Source organism: Lentzea sp. NPDC036949 (genome assembly GCF_055608075.1).
This window is the reverse complement of the sequence record NZ_JBVJRA010000005.1, coordinates 101,571-126,319: the sequence shown is the minus strand read 5'-3', so window position 1 is coordinate 126,319 and position 24,749 is coordinate 101,571. Positions and strand designations below refer to the sequence as shown.

Sequence of the window (24,749 nt, the reverse complement as noted above, 5' to 3'; positions counted from 1 at the left end):
AGGGGGTCAGAGTCGGCGGCGGCCGGCGAACCCGAGGTCGGCGCGGTGGTACCAGTCGAGCGTCCGGTCGCCCTCCAGCCAGCACAGCAGCACCGGCACGCCGTCGAGCTGCGAGGGGAAGTCGACCAGCAGCGGCGCGAAGCCCTTCAGTTCGGCGCCGGTCTGCTGCACGGACTCCATCAGCTCGTCGAGCCGGGCCTGCGCCGCCTTGAACTCCGGCAGACCGCCCAGGGACGTGGTGCCGGACGCGAGCTCGGCCGCGTCGGCGCGCAGCCGGACGATCTCGTCGAGCACCGGCAGCAGGCGGGTGAGCTCGGCACGGGCCTCGTCGAGCGTGAACAGTTCCACGGGTGCCAAGGCTGGCACAGTGGCGGGGGTGACGTGGCGACCGGGTGACCTCATCGTGAACCGGATCGGCCTCGGCGCGAGCCGTTCGCGACACCGCGGCCGCTGTGCGGCAAAACCTGAATGAGCGTATGGCGTACGCATCTGTTTGACTAGGGGCATGAAGAGGGGGCGGAAGCCGACCATCGACGCCGCCGACATCACACGAGCCGCCATCGCGATCGCGGACGCCGAAGGGCTGGCCGCCGTGTCCATGGCGCGCGTCGCGCAGGAGATGGGCAACGCGACGATGGCGCTCTACCGCCACGTGAAGAGCAAGGACGAGCTGCTCGCGCTGATGTGGGACGCGGCGATGGAGGACCCGCCGCCGCTGCCCGACGGCGAGTGGCGCGACAGGCTCGGCGTCTGGGCACGGGCGCTGCTCCGGGCGATCCGCAGGCGCCCGTGGTTCCTGCGGATCCCGATCAGCGGCCCGCCGGTCGGCCCGGGGAACCTCGCCTGGCTCGACAGCGCGCTCACCGCCCTCGGGGGCACGCCGCTGGAGCCGGGGGAGAAGGTCGGCGTCGTGATGGGCCTGTCGACGTTCGTGCAGGGCGAGGCGCGGCTGACCACCACCCCGTCCCAGGGCTTCCAGAGCAACCCCGACCAGTACGGGCAGGCGCTGCGCGCGGTGGTCGACCCGCGCGCCATGCCCGCACTCGCCGAGGTCATCGACGCCGGCGCGTTCGACGTGGCCCACGGCGACGACATCGGGGCCGACTTCGGCCTGCGGCTGTTCCTGGACGGCGTCGCCGCGCACATCGCGAGGCGCGCGTGACGTACGCGGCGATCATCCTCACCGGCGGCACGGGCGAACGGCTCGGCGGCGTCGACAAGGCCGCGCTGTCCTACCGGGACGCCACACTGCTCGACCACGTGCTGTCCGTTGTGGACGACGCGGCGCGGATCGTCGTTGTGGGCCCGGAGAAAGACCGGCCCGGCGTCGTCTGGGCCCGGGAGGACCCACCCGGCGGAGGGCCGCTGGCCGGGCTCGCCGCCGGTCTCGCGCACGTGACCGAGGAGTGGGTCGCCGTGCTCGCCGTCGACCAGCCCGGCCTCACCGCCGGCACGATCGCCAGGCTGCGCGCGGCGGGCGGCAACGCCGTGCTCGCCGACGACCGCGTGCAGTGGCTGATCGGCTTCTGGAACGCCGCCGAGCTGCGCGAAGTCCTGCCGGAGGACCCGCGCGACCAGCCGCTGCGCCGAACGTTGCGCAAGCTCGCGCCGGTGGAAGTGTCCGCTTTGCCCGGTGAGGCGCGTGACGTCGACACACCCGATGACCTGGACACCCTTCACACCCAATGAACAGCCCGTGAGCAAGACTGCTCACGATCGGAAAACCCTGTTCCACATGGAGGCCCGCACCGTGACCGAGCCCGCCGCCGAGGCAACGCCGAACGCACCGGCGCCCGTCACCCCGGCTCGTGACGCCCAGCTGCTCGAACGCACCGTGTTCGAGGTGAAGCGGGTCATCGTCGGCCAGGACCGGCTCGTCGAGCGGATGCTCGTGGGTCTGCTGGCCAAGGGCCACCTGCTGCTCGAAGGTGTGCCGGGTGTCGCGAAGACGCTCGCCGTCGAGACGTTCGCGCGCGTGGTCGGCGGCTCGTTCAGCCGCGTGCAGTTCACGCCCGACCTGGTGCCCGCCGACATCCTCGGCACCCGCATCTACCGCCAGTCCAGCGAGGCGTTCGACGTCGAGCTCGGCCCCGTGGTCGCCAACTTCGTGCTGGCCGACGAGATCAACCGCGCGCCGGCCAAGGTCCAGTCGGCGATGCTGGAGGTCATGGCCGAGCGGCACGTGTCCATCGGCGGCAAGACCTTCCCGATGCCGAACCCGTTCCTGGTGCTGGCGACGCAGAACCCGATCGAGAACGAGGGCGTGTACCCGCTGCCGGAGGCGCAGCGCGACCGGTTCCTGTTCAAGATCCAGGTCGAGTACCCCACGGCCGAGGAAGAGCGCGAGATCGTCTACCGCATGGGTGTCGAGGCGCCCACGCCGAACCAGGTCCTCTCGCCGGAGGAGCTGGTGCGCCTGCAGGGCGTGGCGTCGCGCGTCTTCGTCCACCACGCACTGGTCGACTACGTGGTGCGCCTGGTGATCGCGACCCGCGCACCGGCCGAGCACGGCCTGACCGACGTCGCCGGCTGGGTCGCCTACGGTGCCTCGCCGCGTGCGTCGCTGGGCATCATCGCCGCCGCCCGTGGCCTCGCGCTCGTGCGCGGCCGTGACTACGTGCTGCCGCAGGACGTCGTGGACGTCGTGCCGGACGTGCTGCGCCACCGCCTCGTGCTGTCCTACGACGCGCTGGCCGACGGCGTGCCGATCGACCACATCATCACCCGCGTGCTGCAGATCGTGCCGCTGCCGCAGGTGTCCGCGCGCCCGCAGCAGCCGGTTCCGGCTGGTAGGCCGTGAGCAAGGACAAGGCCACCGCCGAGCGCCCCTCGTGGGCGCCCCCGGTCCTGCACGGCGGCCGCATGGAGGCCGCGCTGCGCATGCTGGAGCTCGACGTGCGGCGCCGCCTGGACGGCCTGCTGCAGGGCAACCACCTCGGTCTCGTGCCGGGACCGGGCACCGAGCCGGGCGAGGCGCGGACCTACCAGCCCGGTGACGACGTGCGCCGGATGGACTGGGCGGTCACCGCCCGCACCACCGTGCCGCACATCCGCGAGACGGTCGCCGACCGCGAGCTGGAGACGTGGGTGGCGGTCGACCTGTCGCCGTCGCTCGACTTCGGCACCGCGGCCTGCGAGAAGCGCGACCTGGCGATTGCCGCGACAGCCGCCGTGGCGCACCTGACCCGCGGTGGCGGCAACCGGATCGGTGCCGCGATCTCGACGGGTGCGGAGAACGTGCGCATCCCGGCGCGCGGTGGCCTGGCGCACGCCCGCGGCATGATCCGCAAGATCGCCGAGACGCCGCGTGCGAGCGAGGGCACCCGCGGTGACCTGGCGGCGTTGCTGGAGCAGCTGCGCCGCCCGCCGCGCCGGCGCGGGCTGATCGTGGTGATCTCCGACTTCCTCGGCGGCATGGAGTGGCAACGGCCGCTGCGCGCGCTGTCGGCACGGCACGAGCTGGTGGCCATCGAGGTCGTCGACCCGCGCGACGTCGACCTGCCCGAGGTCGGCACCGTCGTGCTGTCCGACCCGGAGACCGGCCGGCAGCGCGAGGTGACCGCGTCGGCGTTGCTGCGCAAGGAGTTCAACGCCGCGGCCGCTGAGCACCGGGCCGAGGTCGCCGCCGGGCTGCGCCGCGCGGGCGCCGGGCACCTGGTGCTGCGGACCGACTCCGACTGGATCGCGGACACGGTCCGCTTCGTGGTGGCGCGCAAGCGCCGTTGGTCTGGGGGTGTCGCATGAGCTTTTCGAACTTCGTCGCCCCGTGGTGGTTCCTGCTGCTCGTCGCCGTCGGTGTGCTCGCGGCCGGGTACGTGCTCGCCCAGCGCATGCGCCGCAAGCGCGTGCTGCGGTTCACGAACCTGGAGCTGCTGGAGAAGGTCGCGCCCAAGCGGGAACGCTGGTCGCGGCACGTCCCGGCGGCGTTCCTGCTCGCGGCGCTCGCGCTGCTGACCGTCGCGCTGGCCGGGCCGACGTCGGAGCAGCGGGTCCCGCGCAACCGGGCGACCGTGATGCTCGTGGTCGACGTGTCGCTGTCGATGAAGGCCACCGACGTGAAGCCGTCCCGGCTGGAGGCCGCGCAGGTGGCGGCCAAGTCGTTCGCCGAAGGCCTCACGCCGGGCATCAACCTGGGCCTGATCTCGTTCGCGGGCTCGGCGACGGTGCTGGTCGCGCCCACCACCGACCGCGCGGCCGTGTCGCAGTCGATCGACGGGCTCAAGCTCGCCCAGTCGACCGCGACCGGTGACGCGCTGGTCGCCGCGATGGCGTCCATCGACTCGTTCGGCAAGGTCGTCGGCGGCGCCGAGGGGCCCCCTCCGGCCCGCATCGTGCTGATGACGGACGGCAAGGAGACGGTCGGCACCCGCAAGGCGTTCGACGCGGCGGACGACGCGAAGAAGGCCGGTATCCCGATCTCCACGATCTCGTTCGGCACCGAGGACGGCGTGGTCGACATCGAGGGCCGCCAGCAGGCCGTGCCGGTCGACGACGACTCGATGAAGGAGATCGCGAAGATCTCCGGCGGCGAGTTCTTCAAGGCCGCCTCCGCCGAGGAGCTGCGCCGGGTGTACGACACGCTCGGCGAGCAGATCGGCTACGAGAAGAAGCAGGCGGACGCGTCCAAGCCGTGGCTGGTGCTCGGCACGCTGACGGCGATGGTCGCGGCCGCCGCGGCGTTGCTGCTGGGCCAGAGACTGCCCTAGACGAGTAATGCGTAAGTCGGTCAGTGGTCGTAGGCGGTCAGGGATCGGGTGACGGGCTGGCCGGTGGCGCGGTTGTGCCAGATAGCGGCTGTGAGGGCCAGGATGCGTTGGGCGATGCGGACCCCGACGCCGTCGATGGTGCGTCCGCCGTGCTGTTCGAGGTCCAGCTGTCCTTTGAGCGTGTCGTTGACGGACTCGATGAGTTGCCTGATGGATTTGAGCAGGCGTTCGCCGGGATGGGGTGTGCGGTTGCGATAGGACGGCCGGATCAGCCGGACTCCGCGTACTGCCAGGAACCGGTCGAGTTCGCGGGACACATAACCTTTGTCGGCGATGATCAGTAAGCCTGGTCGGGCGGTGAGCAGGTCGGGTTCGTGGTCGCAGATGGCCATGAGCACCTGCCGTTCGTCGATCTTCGGGTCGGCCAGTGCCCAGGTGATCGGCAGTCCGGCCGGGGTGCAGACCAGGTGCAGGCGCAGCCCCCAGAACCAGCGGGAGTGTGAGCGGCAGTAGCCGTATTTCGCCCAGCCGGCCAGCTCTGAACGCATGACCGTGGGCCGGGAGCGGCCGCACTCGACCGGGGTGGAGTCGACGATCCAGGTGTCGTCGGTCCACAGGTCGGTGTCGGTTGCCAGCCAGCGCGCCACTTTTTTGATCAGGGGTAGCGCGGCGCGCAGGCGCCGGTTGTAGCCGGACTGGCCGGGCAGGTACCGAAACGCGCCGGGCATCCGGAGAGGCAAGAACCGCAACCACCTGGCTTCGGACGTGAACCCCAGCAGCGCCTGGGCCACGGCCAGGGTGACCAGCTCGGCGTCGGTGAGCTTCGGCGGTCTGCCCGCCCGAGGCCGACCGGCGAGGCGGTCGTCGATCTTGACGTAGAGTGCGGTCAGAAGGGTGTTCAGGTCTGTCGTCACAAACGGATCTTGAACACCCTTCGTCCGTCCCCGGCTGCCACCCTGACTTACGCATTACTCGTCTAGCCCCTGCCGTAGACCAGCTCCACCACACCGTTCCCGAAGGCCCTGGTGCTCTTGAGCGCCAGGGTCTTCGGCCGTGTGAAGAACGGCGTGCCCGCGCCGAGCGCGACCGGGTTGACGTACAGGCGGACCTCGTCGACCAGGTCGTGCTCGAAGAACGTCCCCACGAGCTGCGCGCCGCCGACCACGCTGTCCCCGGGCAGCGCCCTGATCTCGTCCGGGTCGACCTCCCGCCGCACCACGGTGTTCCACGCGGTGGTGTCGAGCGTCCGCGAGTACACGATCTTGGGCATCTCCCGCCAGATCCGACCGAACTCGTGCATCGACGGCGCCCACTCGGGGTGCTCGCCGGTGTGCGGCCACGCCGCGAGCATCGTCTCGTGGTTGCGGCGGCCGTCGATGAACCGGCTCATCCGCGCCAGCTCGGTGTTGAAGTGCCCGTGCAGCTCCTCGTCGACCCGGTGCCAGCTGATGTCGTGGCCGGGTCCCTCCATGAAGCCGTCCAGCGAGACCGACGCCATCGTGATGATCATCCGTGAATCCTCCGGTACTCCGCCGCGGCACCGGCGTGCAGCGGCACCGTGCCCGTGTCGATGAGACTGCGCACATCGAGGTACTGGGTGCCGAGCGCCTGCTGCGGCACCAGCCGCGCCGCGTTCGCGACCAGCAGCCGCACCACCGCTCCCGCGAGGTCGGCGCCGAGGTCGGGCCGGCACACCAGCAGGTTCGGCGTGCCGATCGTCGGGATGTCGACGGGGGAGTCGTAGACGCCGGTGCGCACGTCCACGCGTTCGTAGACCTTGCCGTGGTTCTGCCGCAGCCGGGGCAGGAACCCGTCGAGCGGCAGCAGCCTGATCCCCTCCGCCCGGTCGAGCTCCGGCGTCGGCACGCCGCCCGACCACAGCAGCGCCGCGATCTCGCCCGCCTTCAGCGCGTCCACGGCGTTGCGCAGCGGGTAGTGCTCCTCCCGCACGCCCAGCGCGAGCCGTTCGCCCTGCAGCGCCGCGCCGGACCCGGCGGCGCCCAGCGACACGGGCCGGCCGGCGAGGTCGGCCGCGCTGCGGTACGGCGAGTCGGCGAGCACGACGAGCTGGAGATAGTTCTCGTAGACGCGGCCCACCGCGACCAGGCCGGGCTCCAGGTGGGCGCTGTCGCTCAGGGTCAGCGCGAGGTCGGCGGTGCCCTCGCGCAGGTGCCGCAGGTTGTCGGCGCTGCCGCCGGTCTCGATCGGCGTGATCGTCAGCGAGCCGGTGGCGAGGCGGGACAGCAGGGCGGCGAAGTCGTTGTAGAACCCGCCGGGCTCGCCGCCCGCGACGCGGATGGTGCCGCTGGGTTCGCTCGTCCCGCACGCGGTGAGGGCCAGCGCGCCCAGCAGGAGGGTCCGGCGCTTCACAGCAGCGGCTCCTTCGGCAGCTCCACGGTCGCGACCAGGCCACCGTCGGTGTGCAGCCGCAGCTCCCCGCCGTGGGCGGTCACGATGCGTTCGGCGATGGCCAGGCCGAGGCCGGTGCCGCGCTGCGGGCCGCCACCACGCCAGAACCGCTCGGTCGCGTGCTCGATGTCCTCCTCGGACAGACCGGGACCGTTGTCGCGCACGGTGAGAGTCGCGCGGTCGCACACCACGGCCACCTCGGTGCCGCCGTACCTGATGGCGTTGTCCAGCAGCACGTCCAGCACCTGCGCCAGGTCCGAGACGGCACACCGCACCAGGCCCGGCGCGCGGTCGTCCACGGTGATCGTCACGCCCGCCGCCCCGGCCGCCGCCCGCCACGCGTCGACCCGGTCGTGCGCCACGGCCCGCAGGTCGGCCAGCTCGGGCTCGACCCCGCCCGCCGCCCGTTCGGTGGCGGTGCTCTCGGCCGACGCGAGCGCGAGCAGGCCGTCCAGCAACGACTCCAGCCGCTCGACCTCGGTGAGCAGGGAACCGTTGTCCGGCAGCATGTCCACCCGCAGCCGCAGCGCCGCCATCGGGTTGCGCAGCTGGTGCGAGGCGTCCGCGATGAGCCGGCGCTGCTGGTCGGCGGCCTCGGCCACCGCGTCGGACATCCGGTTGAACGACTCCGACAACGCCCGCAGCTCGGCCGGGCCCGCGGTGTCGGCGACGTGCGCGCGCCGCTGCCCCTCCGCGACCGCCCGCACACCCCGGTCGAGCTCCTTCAACGGCCGCAGCAGCCACCGCGCCACGACCAGCGCCAGCAACACGCACGCGCAGGCCGCCAGCAACGCCCCCGCGAGCACCAGCGCCCACCGCTGCGCGACATCCGCCGCGGCCACCCTGGTGGACGCGCGCACCACCACCGCGCCCGCCACCTTCGTGCCGGTGCCGACCGGTCGCGCGAACAGCACGTCACCGCCGTTCCAGGGCAGCACCGTCCGCACCGGCGCGGCCGGCTGGTTGCGCAACGCGGCGTCGATCTGGCTGGACACGTCGGCCACCGCCATGCCGGACTCGACGAGCGGCCGCCCGGCGGCGTCGACGACCACGACCTCCTCGCCGTAGACCTCGGTGTAGCGCAACGCCTCCGCGACCACCAGGTCGTTCGGCAGGGTCGCGAACCGGTCCAGGTCGGCGGTCCGGCCGATCACGAACCGCTGGGTGCGCTCGCTGGCCGTGCTCATCAGCAGCGGCACGGCGAACGCGGTCACCGCCGACAGCGAGAACAGCAGCAGCACCACCAGCAGCCGTTGCCGCATCTACTCACCGAGCCGGTAGCCGAAACCGCGGATGGTGTGCAGCAGCCCCGGCCGGTCGAGCTTGGCGCGCAGCTGCGTGAGGTGCACGTCCAGCGTCCGCGACACCGCCACGAACGCGTTGCCCCACACCTCGTCCATCAGCTGCTGGCGGCTCACCGCCGTGCCCGGCCGCCGCGCGAGCACCGCCAGCACGTCGAACTCCTTGGTGGTCAACGAGATCTCCCGCCCGCCGACCACGACCTGGCGGCTCTGCAGGTCGATCTCCACATCGGACACCCGCACCAGGTCGCCCTGCTCCTGCGACCGCGCCGCACTGCGCCGCGCCACCGCGTCGATGCGGGCCAGCAGCTCGGCCAGCCGCACCGGCTTGACCAGGTAGTCGTCCGCGCCCAGCCGCAACCCGCGCACCACGGTCCGCTCGTCCCCGCGCGCGGTCAGCACCAGCACCGGCACCGGGTCGATCCTGCGGAGCTTGCGCAGCACCTCCAGGCCGTCCTGGTCGGGCAGGCCGAGGTCGAGCAGCACCACGTCCGCGTCGCGGTGCGCGATCAGCGCGTCGGACCCCCTGCGCACGCGGGCAGGCCGGTGGCCGTTCGCCCGCAGTGCCTCCACCAGGGCGTCGGCGACACCGTCGTCGTCCTCGACCAACAGCACCCGCATGGGAGCAGTATCGCCCGGGATGGCCGTTTCGCGGGCATGTCGATGCTTTTCAGTGACCGTGGAGACGCGCTCGGAGCCCCAGCCGGGTCGCGAGCGCGGTGGCGAGGTGGACCGGCTCGCGGTCGGTCGTGTGCCGGATCTGGGTGCGGCAGCTGAAGCCGTCCGCGAGCACCAGCGCGTCCTCGTTCGCGCGCAGGGCGGGCAGCAGGTCCTGTTCGGCGCAGGCGATCGACACGTCGTAGTGGCCCTGCTCGAAGCCGAAGTTGCCGGCCAGGCCGCAGCAGCCCTCCACGACCCGCGGTCGCAGCCCGGCCTTCTCCATGGCCGTGCGATCCGGTCCGAAACCCAGCTCCGCGTACTGGTGGCAGTGGGTCTGCACGACCGCCTCGCGGTCGCCGGGCAGGTCGGGCAGCGCCGGTGCGACGTGCTCGGCGAACGTGCGGGTGGCGTCGGCGAGCGCGCGCACCTCCTCGGCGTCCGAGAGCTTCGGGGCCTCGGTCTTGAGGAACGCCGTGCAGCTCGGTTCCAGGCCGATCACCGGGACGCCGCGGCTCGTCCACGGGTGCAGCGCGCGTGCCGTGCGTTCGACGACCCTGCGGGCCTTCGGCAGCTGACCGGTCGAGTGCCAGGTCAGTCCACAGCAGACGGTCGAGGGCGGCAGCTCGACCCGGTTCCCCAGGTGCGCCAGCACGTTTGCGGCGTCGATGCCGATGTCCGGCTCGAAGAAGTTCGTGAACGTGTCGGGGAACAGCAGCACCGGCTCGCCCTCGCCGAACGGGCGCAGCCTGCGCAGCAGGGGAGTGGTGGGCGTGGGCAGCTCGCGCTCCGGGGTGAGGCCAGCCAACCGGCCGAACCGCGCCGTGAACCGGTTGACCAGCCCGTACCGCAGCCACGTCGGCAACCAGCCCATCGCGTAGTGCGACCGCGGGCGCGGGCGGCCCCTGTAGTGCTCGTGCAGGAACTCCGCCTTGTAGCTCGCCATGTCCACGTCGACCGGGCAGTCGCGCTTGCAGCCCTTGCAGCCCAGGCAGAGGTCCAGCGCCTCGGCCACCTCCGGCGACCGCCAGCCGCCCTTGACCACGTCACCGTTGAGCATCTCGAACAGCAGGTGCGCGCGGCCGCGCGTGGAGTGCTTCTCCTCCTTGGTGACGCGGTAGCTCGGGCACATCACGCCGCCCTTGGTGTTCAGGCACTTGCCCACGCCGACGCAGCGGCGGGTGTCGCTCGCGAACTCCGCGCGCGTCGGGATGCGCGGGGGAGCGACGAGGACGCGCAGGTCGTCGTCGAGCTTCAGCGGCTCCACGATCCGGCCGGGGTTGAGCAGGTTGCCGGGGTCGAAGGCGTGCTTGAACTCCCGGAACGCCCGGATCGCCGCCGGCGGGTACATGCGGGAGAGCAGCTCGGAGCGGGCCTGGCCGTCGCCGTGCTCGCCGGACAGGCTGCCGCCGTGGCTCACGACCAGGTCCGCGGCGTCCTGGAGGAACTCGCGGTAGCCGCGCGCCAGGTCGAAGTCGATGCGGACGTGGATGCAGCCCTCGCCGTAGTGGCCGTAGGTGGTGCCGCGCCGCCCGTACCCGGTCAGCAACGCGTCGAGGTCGCGCAGGTAGGCGCCGAGGCGTTCCGGCGGGACGGCCGAGTCCTCCCAGCCCGACCAGGCCTCGCTGCCGTCGGCCATGCGGGTGGCGAGACCGGCGCCGTCCTCGCGGATGCGCCACAGCGCCCGCTGGTGCGCCGGGTCGTGGACGACCATCGAGCTCCTCGTGAGCGCGGCGACCCGTTCGGGGTGGTCCTCGAGCTCGACGAACAGCCAGCTGCGGCCTTCCGGCAGGTCGGGGCGGGTGCGGACGCTGTTCACCAGCGCCTCGTTCAGGCCCTCGACCGCGAGCGCGTCCTCGATCTGCGTGACCTGGTCGGCGGCCTCGTAGGTGTCCGCGAAGCCGAGCACGACGAGGACCCGGCGCTCCGGGCGGCGGACCAGCTTGAGTTCCGCACCGAGCAGCACCACGCAGGTGCCCTCCGTGCCGACGAGCTGGCCGGTGAGCGTCGGCGCGTCCAGCGCGTACCCGCTGACCCGGCGGCTGAGCTGCGGGAACCACGCCGGGTCGTGCGACGGCAGCGCGAGCGCGGGCGGGTCCGTGCTGCGGAACCGGCGGCCGTCGACGGTCAGCACGTCGAGGTCCAGGACGTTCTCGCTGGTCTTGCCCCACTTCACCGAATGCGCGCCACAGGCGTTGTTGCCGATCATCCCGCCGATCGTGCAGCGCGAGTGCGTGGACGGGTCGGGGCCGAACAGGTGGTCGCCGGCGCTCGCGTTGATCTTGTCGAGCACCGCGCCCGGCTGCGCGAACGCCCGGTCGCCGGAGATCTCGAAGGCGTTCAGGTAGCGGCTGAAGTCGATCACCAGGCCGGTACCGCAGGCGTTGCCCGCGACCGAGGTCCCCGCGCCGCGGCTGGTGATCGGGACGCGGTGCTCCGCGGCGATCCCGACGGCCGCGACCACGGCGTCCGTCGTCCGCGGACGGACCACCACCCGCGGCACGTGGCGGTAGTTCGACGCGTCGGCCGAGTACAGGGCGCGGCTCGCCGGGTCGTCGAGCACGTCGCCCTCGACGTGGCGGCGCAGTTGGTCGAGGAAGGCCCGCATCACCTGATCATGCCCCCGATCGGCCCCGCCGTGGTGTGAGGTTCAACCGCCGATGCCGGGCTACCTGCGGGTAGCCGATAACCTCAGCCGGTCAACCAGCGGCGATTGCAGGGAGAGCTAGTGAGTCGGTCCGTTCTGGTCACCGGGGGCAATCGCGGCATCGGCCTCGCCATCGCGCAGGCGTTCGCGGCGCAGGGCGACAAGGTCGCCGTCACGCACCGCGGCTCCGGCGCACCCGAGGGTCTGCTCGGCGTGAAGTGCGACGTGACCAACGCCGAGGAGATCGACGCGGCGTTCTCCGAGGTCGAGGCCGCCCACGGTCCGGTCGAGGTGCTCGTCTGCAACGCCGGCATCACCCAGGACACGCTGTTGCTGCGCATGAGCGAGGAGCAGTTCACCAGCGTCGTCGACGCCAACCTCACCGGCGCGTTCCGCTTCGCCCAGCGCGCCTCGCGCGGCATGCTGCGCAAGAAGTTCGGCCGCATCGTCTTCATCTCGTCGGTCGTGGGCCTCACCGGCGGCGCGGGCCAGGTCAACTACGCCGCGTCCAAGGCGGGCATGGTGGGCATGGCGCGCTCGATCGCGCTGGAGCTCGGTTCGCGCAACATCACCGCGAACGTCATCGCCCCCGGCTTCATCACCACCGACATGACCGCCGAGCTGCCCGAGGCGGTGCGCGAGGCGGCGCTCAAGCAGATCCCGGCCGGTCGCTACGGCGCCGTCGACGAGATCGCCCGCGCGGTGACGTTCCTCGCCGCGAACGAGTCCGGCTACATCAACGGTGCCGTGCTGCCGGTCGACGGCGGCCTCGGCATGGGCCACTGACGTTCTTCGTTCTCTTCTTTCTGCGAAAGGGTTGGATCAAGTGACCGGACTGCTCGAAGGCAAGCGACTGCTGATCACCGGTGTGATCACCGACGCGTCGATCGCCTTCCACGTCGCACGCGTCGCCCAGGAGCAGGGCGCCGAGGTCGTGCTGACCGGGTTCGGCCGGATGAGCCTCGTGCAGCGCATCGCCCAGCGCCTGCCCAAGCCCGCGCCCGTCGTGGAGCTGGACGTGCAGAACCAGGAGCACCTCGACACGCTGGCCGAGCGCGTCGGTGAGCACGTCGACGGCCTCGACGGCGTCGTGCACGCCATCGGGTTCGCCCCGCAGAGCTGCCTCGGCGCGCCGTTCATGGACGCGCCGTGGGAGGACGTCTCCGTCGCGATGCACGTCTCGGCGTACTCCTACAAGGCGCTGGTGCAGGCCGTGCGCCCGATGCTGTCGCACGGCTCGTCGGTCGTCGGCCTCGACTTCGACGCCCGCCAGGCGTGGCCCGCCTACAACTGGATGGGCGCGGCGAAGGCGGCGTTCGAGTCGATCAACCGCTACATGGCGCGCGACCTCGGCCCGGACGGCATCCGCGTGAACCTGATCTCCGCCGGCCCGGTCCGCACCATGGCCGCCAAGTCCATCCCGGGCTTCGGCGAGCTGGAGAAGATGTGGGGCGAGAAGGCGCCGCTGTCGTGGGACGTCGACGACCCGACGCCCGTCGCGAAGTCGGTCTGCGGCCTGCTGTCCGACTGGTTCCCGGCCACCACTGGCTCGATGGTGTTCGTCGACGGCGGCGTGCACTTCCTCGGCCTCTGACGTCACAGCTGCTCGTCGTGTGGGGGGTTCGGGCGTCTGATTGGATGGAGCGGTGAGTTTCGATGCGCTGCTCTGGCTTTCCTTCGGCGGACCGGAAGGTCCTGAGGACGTCCGTCCCTTCCTGGAGAACGTGGTGCGCGGACGTGGCGTGCCGCCGGAGCGGCTGGACGAGGTCGAGGCCCACTACCAGCACTTCGGCGGCGTGTCACCGATCAACCGCCTGAACCTCGACGCGATCGACGCCGTGCGCGCCACCGGTTTCGAGCTGCCGATCTACTTCGGCAACCGCAACTGGCACCCGATGGTCGAGGACACCGTCGCGCAGATGAAGGCCGACGGCGTCCAGCGTGCGCTGGTGTTCCCGACGAGCGCGTACGGCGGCTACTCCGCGTGCCGCCAGTACGACGAGGACATCGTGCGGGCACTGGCGGCCGTGCCGGACGGCCCCGAACTGGTGAAGCTGCGCCAGTTCTTCGACCACCCGCTCTTCATCTCCGCCTTCGCCGACGGCGTCCGCGCGGCCGCCGAGTCGCTGACCGGCCCGTACCGGCTCGTCTTCACCGCGCACTCGGTGCCGGTGTCCGCGGACAAGGCCGCCGGTCCGCCGTCCGAGGGCGGTTACCGCTACTCCCGCCAGGTCGTCGAGGCGTCCCGGCTGGTCGCGGCCGAGCTGGACGTCACCGAGTACGACGTGGTGTGGCAGTCGCGGTCCGGCCCGCCGCAGATCCCGTGGCTGGAGCCCGACATCGTCGACCACATCGACGCGTTGCACGCCAAGGGCGTCACCGGCGTCGTGGTGTGCCCGATCGGGTTCGTGTCCGACCACCTCGAAGTCGTGTGGGACCTCGACACCGAGGCCCGTGACCGCGCCGCCGAGCTCGGCGTGGAGTTCGCCCGCGCGGCGACCCCGAACGCCGACCCTCGCTTCGCCGAGCTCGTCGTGGAGCTGGTGGCCGAGCACACCTCCGGTGCTCCCGTGCGCAAGCTGTCGTCGTTCACCTCAGCCGGCTGCACGGTGAACGGTGCCCCGTGCGCGCCGTTGTGCTGCGAGCCGGCGAAGAGGCCCGTCAAGGCCCAGTAGTGCCGGTCTCCGGCCGGCCGTCCTCGGACCGGCCGGAGACCCGGTTCAGTTGCGTGCGGTGCAGACGATCTCCGGGCGGTTGAACGCGCGCCCGCAGGCCCGCCACGGTCCGCCGTACTGCCCGACCGTGCCGGTGTTCACCGACGTGGCGCCGGACGGGATGGTCCGGTAACCCGTCACCGTGTTGCGGGCGCTGTCCAGCCAGACCGGGTCACCCGTGGCCCCACCGGTGATCTGACCGTGCCAGCCGTTGTCGCACACCCACAGGTGGATCGTGCGACCGTGCACCGACACGGAGCTCACCGGTTTGCGGCACGGCGCCGCCGACGCCGGGACGCTCGCCACCGTCGTCCCCAGCAGGCTGATCAGCGCCATCCCGAGCACGGCCGCCGCTTTCCTGTCGAACATGGTGTTCCCCCTCGATCTCACGTGGTTCCGTGCCCAGGAGTCTGGGGAGAACCACGGTCGAGCGGGCCGGGCATGTCCGCGATCCTGCGAATCCTGTCCCCGGTCATCCCGTAGTGGTCGAGGAACGCCTGCCGCAGCACCTCCGCCGACCCGAACCCGCACCGGCGCGCGACCGCGGCCAGCGACAGGTCGCTGCCCCGCACCAGGTGGGCGGCGGCCTCGGTGCGGGCGGCCCGCACCGCGCGGGCGGGGGTGGTGCCGACGTGGGTGGCGAACAGCCTGGTGAGGTGCCGTGTGCTGATCTGGGCCCGTGCCGCGAGCGCGGCCGGACTCAGGTCCTCCCCGGGGTGCGCGGCGATGTGCCCGAGCAGGTCGCGCACCAGCCGGTCGCCCGGCGGGGGCGCGGCGAGGAACATGCTGAGCTGAGCCTGGTCGGCCGGGCGCTGGAGGTAGGTCACCAGTTCGCGGGCGACCCGGCGGGCGACGGTGGGGCCGTTGTCGTCCTCGACCAGCGCGAGCGTCAGGTCCAGCGCGCTGGTGACCCCGGCGGAGGTGTAGACGTTGCCGTCCTGGACGTAGAGCGGTGCCAGGTCCACCGTGACCTGCGGGAAGTGCTCGACCAGGATGTCGCCGTACGCCCAGTGCGTGGTCACCTTCCTGCCGTCCAGCAGCCCGGCCGCGGCCAGCACGAACGCGCCGGTGCACACCGACGCGACCCGCCGGCTGTGCCGTGCGAGGCGCCGCACCTGCGTCAGCATCCCGTCGTCGGCCATCGCGTCGCGGGTCCCGTGCCCGCCGACGACCAGCATCGTGTCGATCCGCCCGGTCACCGAGGCCAGCCGCCGTGCGCCGGTCAGCGCGATCCCCGACGAGCTGCGCACGTCCCGCCCCGTCACCGTGGCCAGCTCGATCCGGTACGGCGGCGCGGCCCCGTGGCCGTTCGCGATCTCGAACGTGCCGCTCGGGCACGCCACGTCGAGGATCTGCGCGTCGTTGTACGCGATGATCACGACTCGTCGTGCTGCGTCCACCCGCATCGCCCCCGTCGCATCCTCGTACCGGTGGCGGGGGCAGGCACGGGGAACGGGGTCAGTGCCGCCCGGCGCCCGAGTCGGCCAGCACGCGCACCGCTTCGTCCACGGCAGCGCACCGCGCGCGCCGCACCGCTTCGGACACCGGCCGCAACGCCTCGGTCCGCGCGGTCATCGCCGACGCCGACACCGCGCCACCGGGTGAGTCCGAGCGGGCCACCGACACGATCGCGTCGACTTCGGCGGCCCGTTGCAGCACCCGCAACGAGCGCGGCGGCATCGCGTCCGGCCACGGCAGCGCGGAGTTCGCGGCGGACAGGTCCGCGATCTCCTCGCGCACGTTCGGCCGGTGCTTCGCGACGTCCAGCGCGGCCAGCGCCGCCGTCGCCTCGCGCAGCGCCGTGCCCAGCCCCTGCTCGGCCTCGCCGATCGGGATGTGCTCCAGGCCCGTGGAGGAGGGCAGGTCGAACACCGTCCAGCGCATCACGCCGTCCGCGACGATCTTCGGCACCAGCCCGACGTGCACGGACGGGATCACGAGCGCCTCACCGGAACGCAGCGCGCACATCGCGAGGGGCCCCTTGCCGCCCAGGCCGCGCACGTCACCGGGCACCGGCAGCACGAGCCGCGCCGAGGTCGCACCCGCGCGCCGCAGGGAGGCCAGCAGCAGGGCGGGGCCCACGGGGGCCTCGTCGGGACCGGGGAGGTCGAGCGCCGTGGCGGTGCCGTCGTCGTCGGCCACCACCTCGTGCTGCTCGGCCCACGTGTGCAGGGCGTCGAGGACGTCGTCGGCGGCGGCCAGACCGTGCAGCCATCCCGACGTCCACACGACCAGCGTGGCACTTGCACAGGACACGCGACGAGATTACGTGGCCCGGCGCCGTCCGCTGCAGCCGGTCTCGGATCGGGTTCGGCTAGTTCGCGGGTCCGATGTGCTGTTCGAGCAGGTCGCGGAACGACTGGGCGTCCTGCGTGGACGCGAACGCCCGGTGCGGCACCGACAGCGACGCCGACCCCTCGTCGAGCGTCTCCAGCACGAACCCCTGCCGCGTCTCGGTCCAGCCGGGCAGCTCCGCCCAGTCGAGCTCCTCGCGCACGGCGGTGCCCACGGCCATCCGGAACGACTGGTCGTCGGCGCTGCCCACCACGGTCCGGCTGATCATCTCGTCCGACGAGAACCGCCACCACACCGCGACCGGCTCCATGAACCCGATCACCAGCGCGCACACCAGGCCGAAGACCGCGGCCGGCACCAGCCCGTCGTAGAAGAACAGCAGGACCAGCGAGAAGCCGCCGAGCGCGACCGCGAACCACGGCGCCCACCGGAACATCGGCACCATCGTGCGCAGGCTCGCCCGCCAGTCGGCGGGGGACGGGGCCCACTTGAAATCGACACAGTTGCTCATAGCGCCCCGCATTCTCCTGCACGACGGCGCCGTGGACCCGGAGGATTCGGAAAACAGCGGAGTCGCGCGCAGGACCGTGCTGCGGGCCGTCGCGTTCGCCCAGGGCTTACCGCACCCCGGTCACGGGGCCGAGCCGGTGGTCCTGCCGAAGCCGGACGAGGGATGGGTGTTCAGCGCGGTTCCTTGTGCTCCAACGGAGCCCTGGCGCACGACCCGGCGCCGGCGCGCATCCCCCGCAACGCCGTGGAGGCGGCGGTGCGGCAGGGCCTGGAGTCGCTCCACGTCGAAATTGTCGGTGGGGCTGCGTAGCGTCATCGGGGTGACCCAGAACCAGGCCCGCACGGCGGGCGAGCTGCGCGCCGCCGGGCACCGGCCGCGCGGCGTCAAGACCGAGATCCGCGAGAACCTGCTCGCCGCCCTGCGCGAGGGGCGCAACCCGTGGCCCGGCATCGTCGGGTTCGACCGCACGGTGCTCCCGCAGCTGGAGCGGGCGCTGCTCGCCGGGCACGACGTCGTCCTGCTCGGCGAGCGCGGCCAGGGCAAGACCCGCCTGCTGCGCACGATCGTGTCGCTGCTGGACGAGTGGACGCCCGTGATCGAGGGCTCCGAGCTGGGCGAGCACCCGCTCGACCCGATCACGCCGGAGTCGCGCCGCCGGGCCGCCGAGCTCGGTGACGACCTGCCGGTGGTGTGGCGGCACCGCGACGAGCGGTACGCGGAGAAGCTCGCCACGCCGGACACCTCGGTCGGCGACCTGGTCGGCGACGTCGACCCGGTGAAGGTGGCCGAGGGCCGGTCGCTCGGCGACCCGGAGACGATCCACTACGGCTTGCTGCCGCGCGCCCACCGCGGCATCATCGCCATCAACGAGCTGCCCGACCTGGCCGAACGCATCCAGGTCGCGCTGCTGAACGTCATGGAGGAGCGCGACATCCAGGTCCGCGGCTACACGCTGCGGCTGCCGCTGGACGTGCTGCTCGTGGCCACCGCGAACCCGGAGGACTACACCAACCGCGGCCGCATCATCACGCCGCTGAAGGACCGCTTCGGCGCCGAGGTGCGCACGCACTACCCGCTGGAGGTCGACGCCGAGGTCGACATGGTCCGCCAGGAGGCCGAGCTGGTCGCCGAGGTGGGAGACCACCTGCTGGAGATCATCGCCCGGTTCGTGCGGCACCTGCGCGAGTCGTCGTCGATCGACCAGCGCTCCGGCGTGTCGGCGCGGTTCGCCATCGCGGCGGCGGAGACCGTCGCGGCCTCCGCGCTGCGCCGGTCCGCGCTGATCGGCGAGACCCCGGCCATCGCCCGGCCGATCGACCTGGAGTCGGTGCCGGACGTGCTGCGCGGCAAGCTGGAGTTCGAGGCGGGGGAGGAGGGCCGGGAGGACGAGGTCCTGGTCCACCTGCTGCGCCGCTCGATCGCCGACACCGCGCGGGCCCGGCTGGCCGGGCTGAACCTGCGGACGCTGGCCGAGGCCGTGTCCGACGGGCACCCGGTGGCCACCGGTGACCGCGTGCACGCCGGCGACCTGCTGGCGGCGCTGCCCGAGCTGCCGGTGCTGCACGAGGTGGCCGCCCGGCTGGGCGCCGGCCCGAAGGACCCGCCCGGCCGCATCGCCTCGGCCGTGGAGCTGGCGCTCGAGTCGCTCTACCTGACGCGGCACCTGTCCAAGGACACGTCCTCCGACGACGACCGTTCGGTGTACGGATGAGGTACCGCTACGGACGCTGGGGCGGCGGCGCGGACCCGCTGGCGCCGCCCGTGGACCTGCGCGCGGCCGTGGACGAGCTCGGCCGCGAGATCATGGAGGGCGCCTCGCCGAACGCCGCCCTGCGCGAGCTGCTGCGGCGCGGCGTCGACGGCACCCGCGGCCTGGACGACATGACGTCGCGGCTGTGGCAGCGGCGGTCGTCGATCCAGCGCCGGCACCGGCTGGACGGCACGCTGCAGGAGGTCCGGCGGCTGCTGGACGAGGCGCTGGAGGCGGAGCGGCGGGCGTTGTTCCCCGACCCGTCCGACGACGCCCGGTTCCGCGAGGCCCAGCTCGACGCGCTGCCGCAGGGCACCGCCGCGGCCGTGCAGGAGCTGTCGAACTACGACTGGCGCTCCCAGGAAGCGCGCGAGGCGTTCGAGCAGATCCGCGACCTGCTCGGCCGCGAGCTGCTGGACCAGCGCTTCCGCGGCATGAAGGAGGCGCTGTCCAACGTCGACTCCGAGGACGTGCGCCGCATCCAGCGCATGTTGCGCGACCTGAACGAGCTGCTGACCGCGCACGCCGCGAGCTCACCGGACACGCCACGGCTGTTCGACGAGTTCATGCGCAAGCACGGCGACTTCTTCCCGGAGAACCCGCGCACCGTCGACGAGCTGGTCGACGCGCTGGCCGCCCGGTCCGCCGCCGCGCAGCGCATGATGAACTCGATGACCGACGAGCAGCGCGCCGAGCTGTCCGCGTTGTCCCAGCAGGCCTTCGGCGGCATCGGCTCGCAGCTGTCCACCCTGGACTCGCTGCTGCAAAGCCTGCGCCCCGGTGAGGACTGGACGTCCTCCGCCCGGTTCCGCGGCCAGGACCCGCTCGGCCTCGGCGAGGGCGCGCAGGCGATGGCGGACCTGGCCGAGCTGGACGCGCTGGCCGAGCAGCTGGCCCAGTCCTACCCCGGCGCCCGCCTGGAGGACATCGACCTGGAGGCGCTGGAACGCCAGCTGGGCCCCGAGGCCTCCGTCGACGCCCGCCGGCTCGCCGAGCTGGAGAAGGCCCTGCGTCAGCAGAACATCCTCGAACGCGCCCCGGACGGCTCCCTGCGGCTCACCCCGAAGGCGCTGCGCCGCCTCGGCGAGACCGCCCTGCGCGGCGTCGTCGACCAGCTGCGCTCCTCCCAGGGCTCCCGCGAGACGGTGTCCGCCGGCGCCGCGGGCGAGCTGATCGGCTCGACCCGCCCGTGGCAGTTCGGCGACACCGAACCGTGGGACGTGCCGCGCACGCTGCGCAACTCCGTGCTGCGCTCCGGCTCCATGAAGCTGGACGTGGTGGACCTGGAGGTGGCGGAGACCGAGCACCGCTCCCGTGCCGCGGTCGCGTTGTGCGTGGACACGTCCTGGTCGATGGTGCAGGACGGCCGCTGGGTGCCGATGAAGCGCACGGCACTGGCCCTGCACCACCTGATCCAGACCCGCTTCCGCACGGACGCCCTGCAGCTCGTCACGTTCGGCCGCTACGCGGAGGCCGTCGACATCGGCCAGCTCACGGCGCTGGAAGGCGTGTGGGAACAGGGCACCAACCTGCACCACGCCCTGCTGCTCGCGGGCCGCCACGTCCGCCGCCACCCCGACGCCCAGCCGGTGGTCCTGGTGGTGACCGACGGGGAACCCACCGCCCACCTCGAACCCGAGGGCGACGCGGAGTTCAACTACCCGCCCCTGCCCCGCACCCTCACGAAAACCCTGAACGAGGTCGACTCCCTGGCCCGCCTGGGCGCCACGATCTCGGTCTTCAAACTGGGCGACGACCCCCGCCTGGCCGCCTTCGTGGACATCGTGGCCCGCCGCGGCGGCGGCCGCGTGGTGTCCGCCGACGAGGACGGCCTGGGCGCTGCGGTGGTCAGCGACTACCTGACCTCCCGCCGCCGCCGCTGACGGTCCGCCGTCGATGCTGCACGTGATCGCGTGCGGCATCGGCGGCAGGACGCAGTCCACCTGAGCCTCGGCGGCGCTGCTGCGTCCACCGAGACCGACGGCGCGCGGCACGCTGCGGCGGGCTGCTCAAAGCCGTGGTACGCGGCGAGTCGCCGAGCCGCCGAGCCGGGGTGGTGCCGTGGTGGGCCGGGTTGGTGCCGTGGCGGGCCGTCGAAGCCGAACCGGTCGCGCTTCGCGGACCGCCCAGCCGGGGTGCTGAGGCCAGCCGACCGGGTTCGAGCCTGTCCGTCCCGGCCAGTCGGCCGCCATGCCCGCGCGGGCCGAGCCCGCGCGCGCCTGATCGTCGGCGCTGCACCCCGCAGCGAGCTCAGCAGTCGTCAGTAGCCGTAGAGGGCCGCCAGGCGGGGCAGGCGGCGGGCGATCTCGGCCTCGTCGTCGAAGTCGAACGACCAGTCCGGGTCGAGCTCCGGGTAGCGGATCGTGAACGCGTCCTGCGGCAGGCGCATGCCGGTGGCGGTGAGGTGGGCGTCCCAGGCGATGCTCAGGGCGCCCTCGCACTCGAACTCGTCGCCCGACCCGGCGGCCGCGACCACGGCGGGCAGGTCGGCCAGGGTCTCCGGGGAGGTGGCGGCGGCGTGGTAGACGTCCTCGCCCTGGGTGAGCAGCCAGCCGCGGAAGTAGTCGAAGCCGTCGTCGGAACAGCCACCGTTGATCACGTAGGCCGCGGCCCACAGGGGGTTCCGGTACGACAAGGCCATCACGTCCCACAGCGCCTGCTGCGCCGACACGATCTCGGCGGGCGGGAGTGCGGCCAGGCGGGTCTTGGCGGCGGCGACCACGGCGCAGCAGTCGGACGGGTCGGGCACGTCGGCGCGGGCGTCGGCGATCAGCTGCCAGAAGGTCTTGAGGTCCACGTCGCTGAGCTTGGCAGAGGGGTCTGACAATTTCGGACGGCCGCAAGGCAGCTGCCGGGTTGCCGCTGCGCTGCCGACTGGGCACCGCTAGGCGGCCGCTGGCCAGCCGACCGGCCCAGCCGAGCGGGCCAGCCGACCGGGCCAGCCGACCGGGCCAGCCGACCGGGCCAGCCGACCGGGCCAGCGGAGCGGCCCCGCCCCGACCGGCCCCGCCCCGACCGGCCCCGCCCCGACCGGCCCCGCCCCGACCGGCCCCGCCCCGACCGGCCCCGCCCCGACCGGCCCAGCCCCCACTGGGCCACGTCCACCCCCGCCCGGTGAGCGCGAACTCACCCGCCGGAATTCCATGTCGTGCGGCTAGGTTGAGAGGATGATCAGGAACCTCTGGCGCTCGCTCGAAGCCGTGCACGCGATGATCTACTTCGCCCCCCAGGCGGCCCGGCGGTACACCGAGGCCGGGCTCGACCGGCCCGGCGGGTACTTCGCGTCGCGGGCCGCGGCGCTCGGGCTCGTGCCGGCCGAGGTCGTGATCGCCACCTTCTACAACTTCAACCCCGAGCTCGTGCGGGCCTGCGTCCCGGCGGTGTGGGAGAAGGTCACGCCGGCGCGGATGATCGAGCTGCGCACGGAGGCCGTGGAGGAGGCGTTGCGGCCGGTGCTGCCGGAGGACCTCACGGAGATCACCGCGCTGGCCCGGCGGGCTGCCGAGCGGTCGGCGGAGATGCCGTTCGGGCGCACGTTGTTCGCGGCGCACGCGAGCCTGCCGTGGCCGGAGGACACGTTGTTGCAGCTGTGGCACGCGCAGACGTTGCTGCGCGAGTTCCGCGGTGACGGGCACCTCGCGGCGCTGCTGCAGGAGGGGCTCACTGGTTTGGAGGCGCTGGTGCTGCACGCGGCGTCGGGGGAGATGTCGGGGGAGGCGTTGCGCAAGACCCGCGGCTGGTCGCAGGAGCAGTGGGCGCAGACCGCGGAGGTCCTGCGGGAACGCGGGCTCGTCACGGCCGAGCAGGCGCTCACCGACGCGGGGCGTGAGCTGCGCCAGCGCGTCGAGGACAACACCGACCGCATGAACGCACCCGCCTACGACGTGCTCGGTGACGCGGAACGGCAGCGGTACGTCGAGCTCGGCGCACCGCTGGGCAAGGCCGTCCTGGAGGCCGGTCTGCTGCCCGGCCGGCGCTGATCAGCCGGTCTCGTCCTCGCGGTGGGTGGAGGCGAGCGTCTTCTCGGTCACCTCGTCCTGGCCCACCCGGTGCTTTCCCGGGTGGGTCAGCGAGAAGTGCGCCTCCTCCCGCATCCGCTCGACCATGTGCGGGTAGTGCAGCTCGAACGCGGGCCGCTCCGAACGGATGCGCGGCAGCTCCGTGAAGTTGTGCCGCGGCGGCGGTGAGGTCGTGGCCCACTCCAGCGAGTTGCCGTAGCCCCACGGGTCGTCCTGCGGGGCCGGGTCGCCGTAGCGGTAGGAGCGGAAGACGTTCCACACGAACGGCAGCACGGACGCGCCGAGCACGAACGAGCTGATGGTCGAGAACGTGTTGAGGAACGTGAAGCCGTCGGACGGCAGGTAGTCGGCGTACCGGCGCGGCATGCCCTCGTTGCCCAGCCAGTGCTGCACCAGGAACGTGCCGTGGAAGCCGAGGAACGTCGTCCAGAAGTGCAGCTTGCCCAGCGACTCGTTGAGCATCCGCCCGGTCATCTTCGGGAACCAGAAGTAGATGCCCGCGTAGGTGGCGAACACGATGGTGCCGAACAGCACGTAGTGGAAGTGCGCCACCACGAAGTACGTGTCGGACACGTGGAAGTCGATCGGCGGTGAGGCCAGCAGCACCCCGGTCAGCCCGCCGAACAGGAACGTGATGAGGAACCCGATGCCGAACAGCATCGGCGACTCGAACGTCAGCTGCCCCTTCCACATCGTGCCCGCCCAGTTGAAGAACTTGATGCCGGTCGGCACCGCGATGAGGAACGTCATCAGCGCGAAGAACGGCAGCAGCACCGCACCGGTGGCGTACATGTGGTGCGCCCACACGGCCACGGACAGCATCGCGATGGCCAGCGTCGCGAACACCAGGCCCTTGTAGCCGAACAGCGGTTTGCGGCTGAACACCGGGAAGATCTCGGTCACGATCCCGAAGAACGGCAGCGCGACGATGTAGACCTCGGGGTGGCCGAAGAACCAGAACAGGTGCTGCCACAGGATGACGCCGCCGTTGGCCGGGTCGAACACGTGCGCGCCGAGGTGGCGGTCGGCGGCCAGGCCCATCAGCGCCGCGGTGAGGATCGGGAACGCCAGCAGGATCAGCACGGACGTCACCAGGATGTTCCAGGTGAAGATCGGCATCCGGAACATCGTCATGCCCGGCGCCCGCAGGCACACCACGGTCGTGGTCATGTTGACCGCGCCCAGGATCGTGCCCAGGCCGGACACCGCCAGACCCATGATCCACATGTCAGCGCCGACGCCCGGCGAGTGCACGGCCGAGGACAGCGGCGTGTAGGCGAACCAGCCGAAGTCCGCCGCGCCACCGGGCGTGACGAACCCGAGCACCACGATGATGCCGCCGAACAGGTACAGCCAGTACGAGAAGGCGTTCAGGCGCGGGAACGCGACGTCCGGCGAGCCGATCTGCAGCGGCAGGATGAAGTTCGCGAACCCGAACAGGATCGGCGTCGCGTACAGCAGCAGCATGATCGTGCCGTGCATGGTGAACAGCTGGTTGTACTGCTCGTTCGACAGGAACTGCAGTCCCGGCCGGCCCAGCTCGGCGCGCATCAGCAGCGCCATCAGGCCGCCGATCAGGAAGAACACGAACGACGTGGTCAGGTACATGATCCCGATCTGCTTGGGATCGGTGGTCCGGAAGAGCGACAGGAAGTAGGACCCCTTCGGCCGGGCGCGCGCGGCACCCGGATGGGGCACTACCGGTGTTGGCTTGATCGTGGTCATCGCGCCTCCTCCGTG

Annotated in this window: 24 protein-coding genes; 11 read left to right on the top strand and 13 right to left on the bottom strand. The window is 72.2% G+C overall.

Translation table 11 applies throughout. The features are described from left to right. Window positions 1-6: 6 nt before the first annotated feature. On the bottom strand, window positions 7-348 hold the full coding sequence (locus tag ACZ7CD_RS16065) for a DUF2203 domain-containing protein (protein WP_360387176.1): 342 nt from the start codon (window positions 346-348) through the stop codon (window positions 7-9). A gap of 157 nt (window positions 349-505) precedes the next feature. Here ACZ7CD_RS16065 and ACZ7CD_RS16060 point away from each other — a divergent pair, with 157 nt between their 5' ends. The 5 genes from ACZ7CD_RS16060 to ACZ7CD_RS16040 all read left to right on the top strand — a co-directional run bounded on the left by ACZ7CD_RS16060 (window position 506) and on the right by ACZ7CD_RS16040 (window position 4,706). Beyond that, window positions 506-1,162 carry a TetR/AcrR family transcriptional regulator gene (locus tag ACZ7CD_RS16060; RefSeq protein WP_470379151.1) on the top strand — a complete coding sequence of 219 codons (657 nt, stop codon included), beginning with the start codon at window positions 506-508 and terminating at the stop codon, window positions 1,160-1,162. Further along, entirely contained in the window at window positions 1,159-1,689 is a 531-nt protein-coding gene (mobA, locus tag ACZ7CD_RS16055) for a molybdenum cofactor guanylyltransferase (RefSeq protein ID WP_470379150.1), read from the top strand. Before ACZ7CD_RS16060 ends, mobA begins: the two co-directional genes overlap by 4 nt. A 46-nt stretch (window positions 1,690-1,735) precedes the next feature. Further along, complete coding sequence (locus tag ACZ7CD_RS16050) at window positions 1,736-2,800, top strand: AAA family ATPase (protein WP_458433319.1); 1,065 nt, start codon at window positions 1,736-1,738, stop codon at window positions 2,798-2,800. A 62-nt stretch (window positions 2,801-2,862) separates the two neighbouring features. Then, window positions 2,863-3,744 carry a DUF58 domain-containing protein gene (locus ACZ7CD_RS16045; protein ID WP_458434438.1) on the top strand — a complete coding sequence of 294 codons (882 nt, stop codon included), beginning with the start codon at window positions 2,863-2,865 and terminating at the stop codon, window positions 3,742-3,744. Continuing rightward, window positions 3,741-4,706, top strand: a complete 966-nt coding sequence (locus ACZ7CD_RS16040) for a VWA domain-containing protein (protein WP_360387186.1) — start codon at window positions 3,741-3,743, stop codon at window positions 4,704-4,706. Before ACZ7CD_RS16045 ends, ACZ7CD_RS16040 begins: the two co-directional genes overlap by 4 nt. Before the next feature lie 20 nt (window positions 4,707-4,726). On the opposite strand, the gene ACZ7CD_RS16035 is transcribed toward ACZ7CD_RS16040, so the two are convergent. The 6 genes from ACZ7CD_RS16035 to ACZ7CD_RS16010 all read right to left on the bottom strand — a co-directional run bounded on the left by ACZ7CD_RS16035 (window position 4,727) and on the right by ACZ7CD_RS16010 (window position 11,681). Continuing rightward, complete coding sequence (locus ACZ7CD_RS16035) at window positions 4,727-5,620, bottom strand: IS982 family transposase (RefSeq protein ID WP_470379149.1); 894 nt, start codon at window positions 5,618-5,620, stop codon at window positions 4,727-4,729. Between the two features lie 62 nt (window positions 5,621-5,682). Beyond that, on the bottom strand, window positions 5,683-6,216 hold the full coding sequence (locus tag ACZ7CD_RS16030; RefSeq protein ID WP_470373334.1) for a dihydrofolate reductase family protein: 534 nt from the start codon (window positions 6,214-6,216) through the stop codon (window positions 5,683-5,685). Next, complete coding sequence (locus ACZ7CD_RS16025; RefSeq protein ID WP_360387191.1) at window positions 6,213-7,076, bottom strand: TAXI family TRAP transporter solute-binding subunit; 864 nt, start codon at window positions 7,074-7,076, stop codon at window positions 6,213-6,215. The genes ACZ7CD_RS16030 and ACZ7CD_RS16025 overlap by 4 nt, the downstream gene beginning before the upstream one ends. Next, on the bottom strand, window positions 7,073-8,377 hold the full coding sequence (locus tag ACZ7CD_RS16020; RefSeq protein ID WP_360387193.1) for a sensor histidine kinase: 1,305 nt from the start codon (window positions 8,375-8,377) through the stop codon (window positions 7,073-7,075). The genes ACZ7CD_RS16025 and ACZ7CD_RS16020 overlap by 4 nt, the downstream gene beginning before the upstream one ends. After that, complete coding sequence (locus ACZ7CD_RS16015) at window positions 8,378-9,037, bottom strand: response regulator transcription factor (RefSeq protein ID WP_360387195.1); 660 nt, start codon at window positions 9,035-9,037, stop codon at window positions 8,378-8,380. Window positions 9,038-9,086: 49 nt separating this feature from the next. Further along, on the bottom strand, window positions 9,087-11,681 hold the full coding sequence (locus ACZ7CD_RS16010; RefSeq protein ID WP_470379148.1) for an FAD-binding and (Fe-S)-binding domain-containing protein: 2,595 nt from the start codon (window positions 11,679-11,681) through the stop codon (window positions 9,087-9,089). A 120-nt stretch (window positions 11,682-11,801) separates the two neighbouring features. On the opposite strand from ACZ7CD_RS16010, the gene ACZ7CD_RS16005 reads away from it, so the two are divergent. The 3 genes from ACZ7CD_RS16005 to ACZ7CD_RS15995 are packed head-to-tail and all read left to right on the top strand — an operon-like array spanning window position 11,802 to window position 14,395. Beyond that, a complete protein-coding gene (locus ACZ7CD_RS16005) occupies window positions 11,802-12,506 on the top strand; it encodes a beta-ketoacyl-ACP reductase (protein WP_360387201.1) in 705 nt (234 codons plus the stop codon). A 40-nt stretch (window positions 12,507-12,546) separates the two neighbouring features. Further along, a complete protein-coding gene (gene fabI / locus ACZ7CD_RS16000) occupies window positions 12,547-13,314 on the top strand; it encodes an enoyl-ACP reductase FabI (RefSeq protein WP_360387204.1) in 768 nt (255 codons plus the stop codon). Between the two features lie 52 nt (window positions 13,315-13,366). After that, complete coding sequence (locus ACZ7CD_RS15995) at window positions 13,367-14,395, top strand: ferrochelatase (protein ID WP_470379147.1); 1,029 nt, start codon at window positions 13,367-13,369, stop codon at window positions 14,393-14,395. A 45-nt stretch (window positions 14,396-14,440) separates the two neighbouring features. On the opposite strand, the gene ACZ7CD_RS15990 is transcribed toward ACZ7CD_RS15995, so the two are convergent. From ACZ7CD_RS15990 to ACZ7CD_RS15975, 4 genes are read right to left on the bottom strand one after another with little or no spacing between them, the layout of a single operon-like run. Next, a complete protein-coding gene (locus tag ACZ7CD_RS15990) occupies window positions 14,441-14,803 on the bottom strand; it encodes a hypothetical protein (protein WP_360387210.1) in 363 nt (120 codons plus the stop codon). Window positions 14,804-14,820: 17 nt separating this feature from the next. Continuing rightward, entirely contained in the window at window positions 14,821-15,840 is a 1,020-nt protein-coding gene (locus ACZ7CD_RS15985) for a GlxA family transcriptional regulator (protein ID WP_360387213.1), read from the bottom strand. Between the two features lie 52 nt (window positions 15,841-15,892). Further along, entirely contained in the window at window positions 15,893-16,690 is a 798-nt protein-coding gene (locus ACZ7CD_RS15980) for a hypothetical protein (RefSeq protein WP_360387216.1), read from the bottom strand. Window positions 16,691-16,748: 58 nt separating this feature from the next. Further along, on the bottom strand, window positions 16,749-17,240 hold the full coding sequence (locus tag ACZ7CD_RS15975; RefSeq protein ID WP_360387219.1) for a YcxB family protein: 492 nt from the start codon (window positions 17,238-17,240) through the stop codon (window positions 16,749-16,751). Window positions 17,241-17,559: 319 nt separating this feature from the next. On the opposite strand from ACZ7CD_RS15975, the gene ACZ7CD_RS15970 reads away from it, so the two are divergent. Together ACZ7CD_RS15970 and ACZ7CD_RS15965 are read left to right on the top strand one after the other, a co-directional pair. Beyond that, window positions 17,560-18,951, top strand: coding sequence for a sigma 54-interacting transcriptional regulator (locus tag ACZ7CD_RS15970; protein WP_458433313.1), 1,392 nt, complete (start codon window positions 17,560-17,562; stop codon window positions 18,949-18,951). After that, the gene (locus ACZ7CD_RS15965) at window positions 18,948-20,873 is read left to right on the top strand and encodes a vWA domain-containing protein (RefSeq protein WP_470379146.1); all 1,926 of its coding nucleotides are present in this window, start codon (window positions 18,948-18,950) and stop codon (window positions 20,871-20,873) included. Before ACZ7CD_RS15970 ends, ACZ7CD_RS15965 begins: the two co-directional genes overlap by 4 nt. Before the next feature lie 377 nt (window positions 20,874-21,250). Here ACZ7CD_RS15965 and ACZ7CD_RS15960 read toward each other — a convergent pair whose 3' ends face one another. Continuing rightward, a complete protein-coding gene (locus ACZ7CD_RS15960) occupies window positions 21,251-21,787 on the bottom strand; it encodes a DUF4240 domain-containing protein (RefSeq protein WP_470379145.1) in 537 nt (178 codons plus the stop codon). Window positions 21,788-22,157: 370 nt separating this feature from the next. Here ACZ7CD_RS15960 and ACZ7CD_RS15955 point away from each other — a divergent pair, with 370 nt between their 5' ends. After that, entirely contained in the window at window positions 22,158-22,970 is an 813-nt protein-coding gene (locus ACZ7CD_RS15955; protein WP_470379144.1) for an SCO6745 family protein, read from the top strand. Here the strand turns inward: ACZ7CD_RS15955 and ctaD are convergent, their stop codons facing one another. Further along, window positions 22,971-24,734: an aa3-type cytochrome oxidase subunit I gene (gene ctaD / locus ACZ7CD_RS15950; protein WP_470368576.1), complete on the bottom strand. Its 1,764-nt coding sequence runs from the start codon at window positions 24,732-24,734 to the stop codon at window positions 22,971-22,973. It lies immediately after the preceding gene. Window positions 24,735-24,749 lie beyond the last annotated feature (15 nt).

Coding starts and splice junctions, on each gene's coding strand:
- ACZ7CD_RS15985 (WP_360387213.1), bottom strand. CDS start 15,840: ATGCGGGTGGACGCAGCACGACGAGTCGTGATCATCGCGTACAACGAC.
- ACZ7CD_RS16045 (WP_458434438.1), top strand. CDS start 2,863: ATGGAGGCCGCGCTGCGCATGCTGGAGCTCGACGTGCGGCGCCGCCTG.
- ACZ7CD_RS16010 (WP_470379148.1), bottom strand. CDS start 11,681: ATGCGGGCCTTCCTCGACCAACTGCGCCGCCACGTCGAGGGCGACGTG.
- ACZ7CD_RS15955 (WP_470379144.1), top strand. CDS start 22,158: ATGATCAGGAACCTCTGGCGCTCGCTCGAAGCCGTGCACGCGATGATC.
- ACZ7CD_RS16030 (WP_470373334.1), bottom strand. CDS start 6,216: ATGATCATCACGATGGCGTCGGTCTCGCTGGACGGCTTCATGGAGGGA.
- ACZ7CD_RS16015 (WP_360387195.1), bottom strand. CDS start 9,037: ATGCGGGTGCTGTTGGTCGAGGACGACGACGGTGTCGCCGACGCCCTG.
- ACZ7CD_RS15990 (WP_360387210.1), bottom strand. CDS start 14,803: ATGTTCGACAGGAAAGCGGCGGCCGTGCTCGGGATGGCGCTGATCAGC.
- ACZ7CD_RS15965 (WP_470379146.1), top strand. CDS start 18,948: ATGAGGTACCGCTACGGACGCTGGGGCGGCGGCGCGGACCCGCTGGCG.
- ACZ7CD_RS16020 (WP_360387193.1), bottom strand. CDS start 8,377: ATGCGGCAACGGCTGCTGGTGGTGCTGCTGCTGTTCTCGCTGTCGGCG.
- ctaD (WP_470368576.1), bottom strand. CDS start 24,734: ATGACCACGATCAAGCCAACACCGGTAGTGCCCCATCCGGGTGCCGCG.
- ACZ7CD_RS16060 (WP_470379151.1), top strand. CDS start 506: ATGAAGAGGGGGCGGAAGCCGACCATCGACGCCGCCGACATCACACGA.
- ACZ7CD_RS16040 (WP_360387186.1), top strand. CDS start 3,741: ATGAGCTTTTCGAACTTCGTCGCCCCGTGGTGGTTCCTGCTGCTCGTC.
- ACZ7CD_RS15975 (WP_360387219.1), bottom strand. CDS start 17,240: ATGAGCAACTGTGTCGATTTCAAGTGGGCCCCGTCCCCCGCCGACTGG.
- ACZ7CD_RS16050 (WP_458433319.1), top strand. CDS start 1,736: ATGGAGGCCCGCACCGTGACCGAGCCCGCCGCCGAGGCAACGCCGAAC.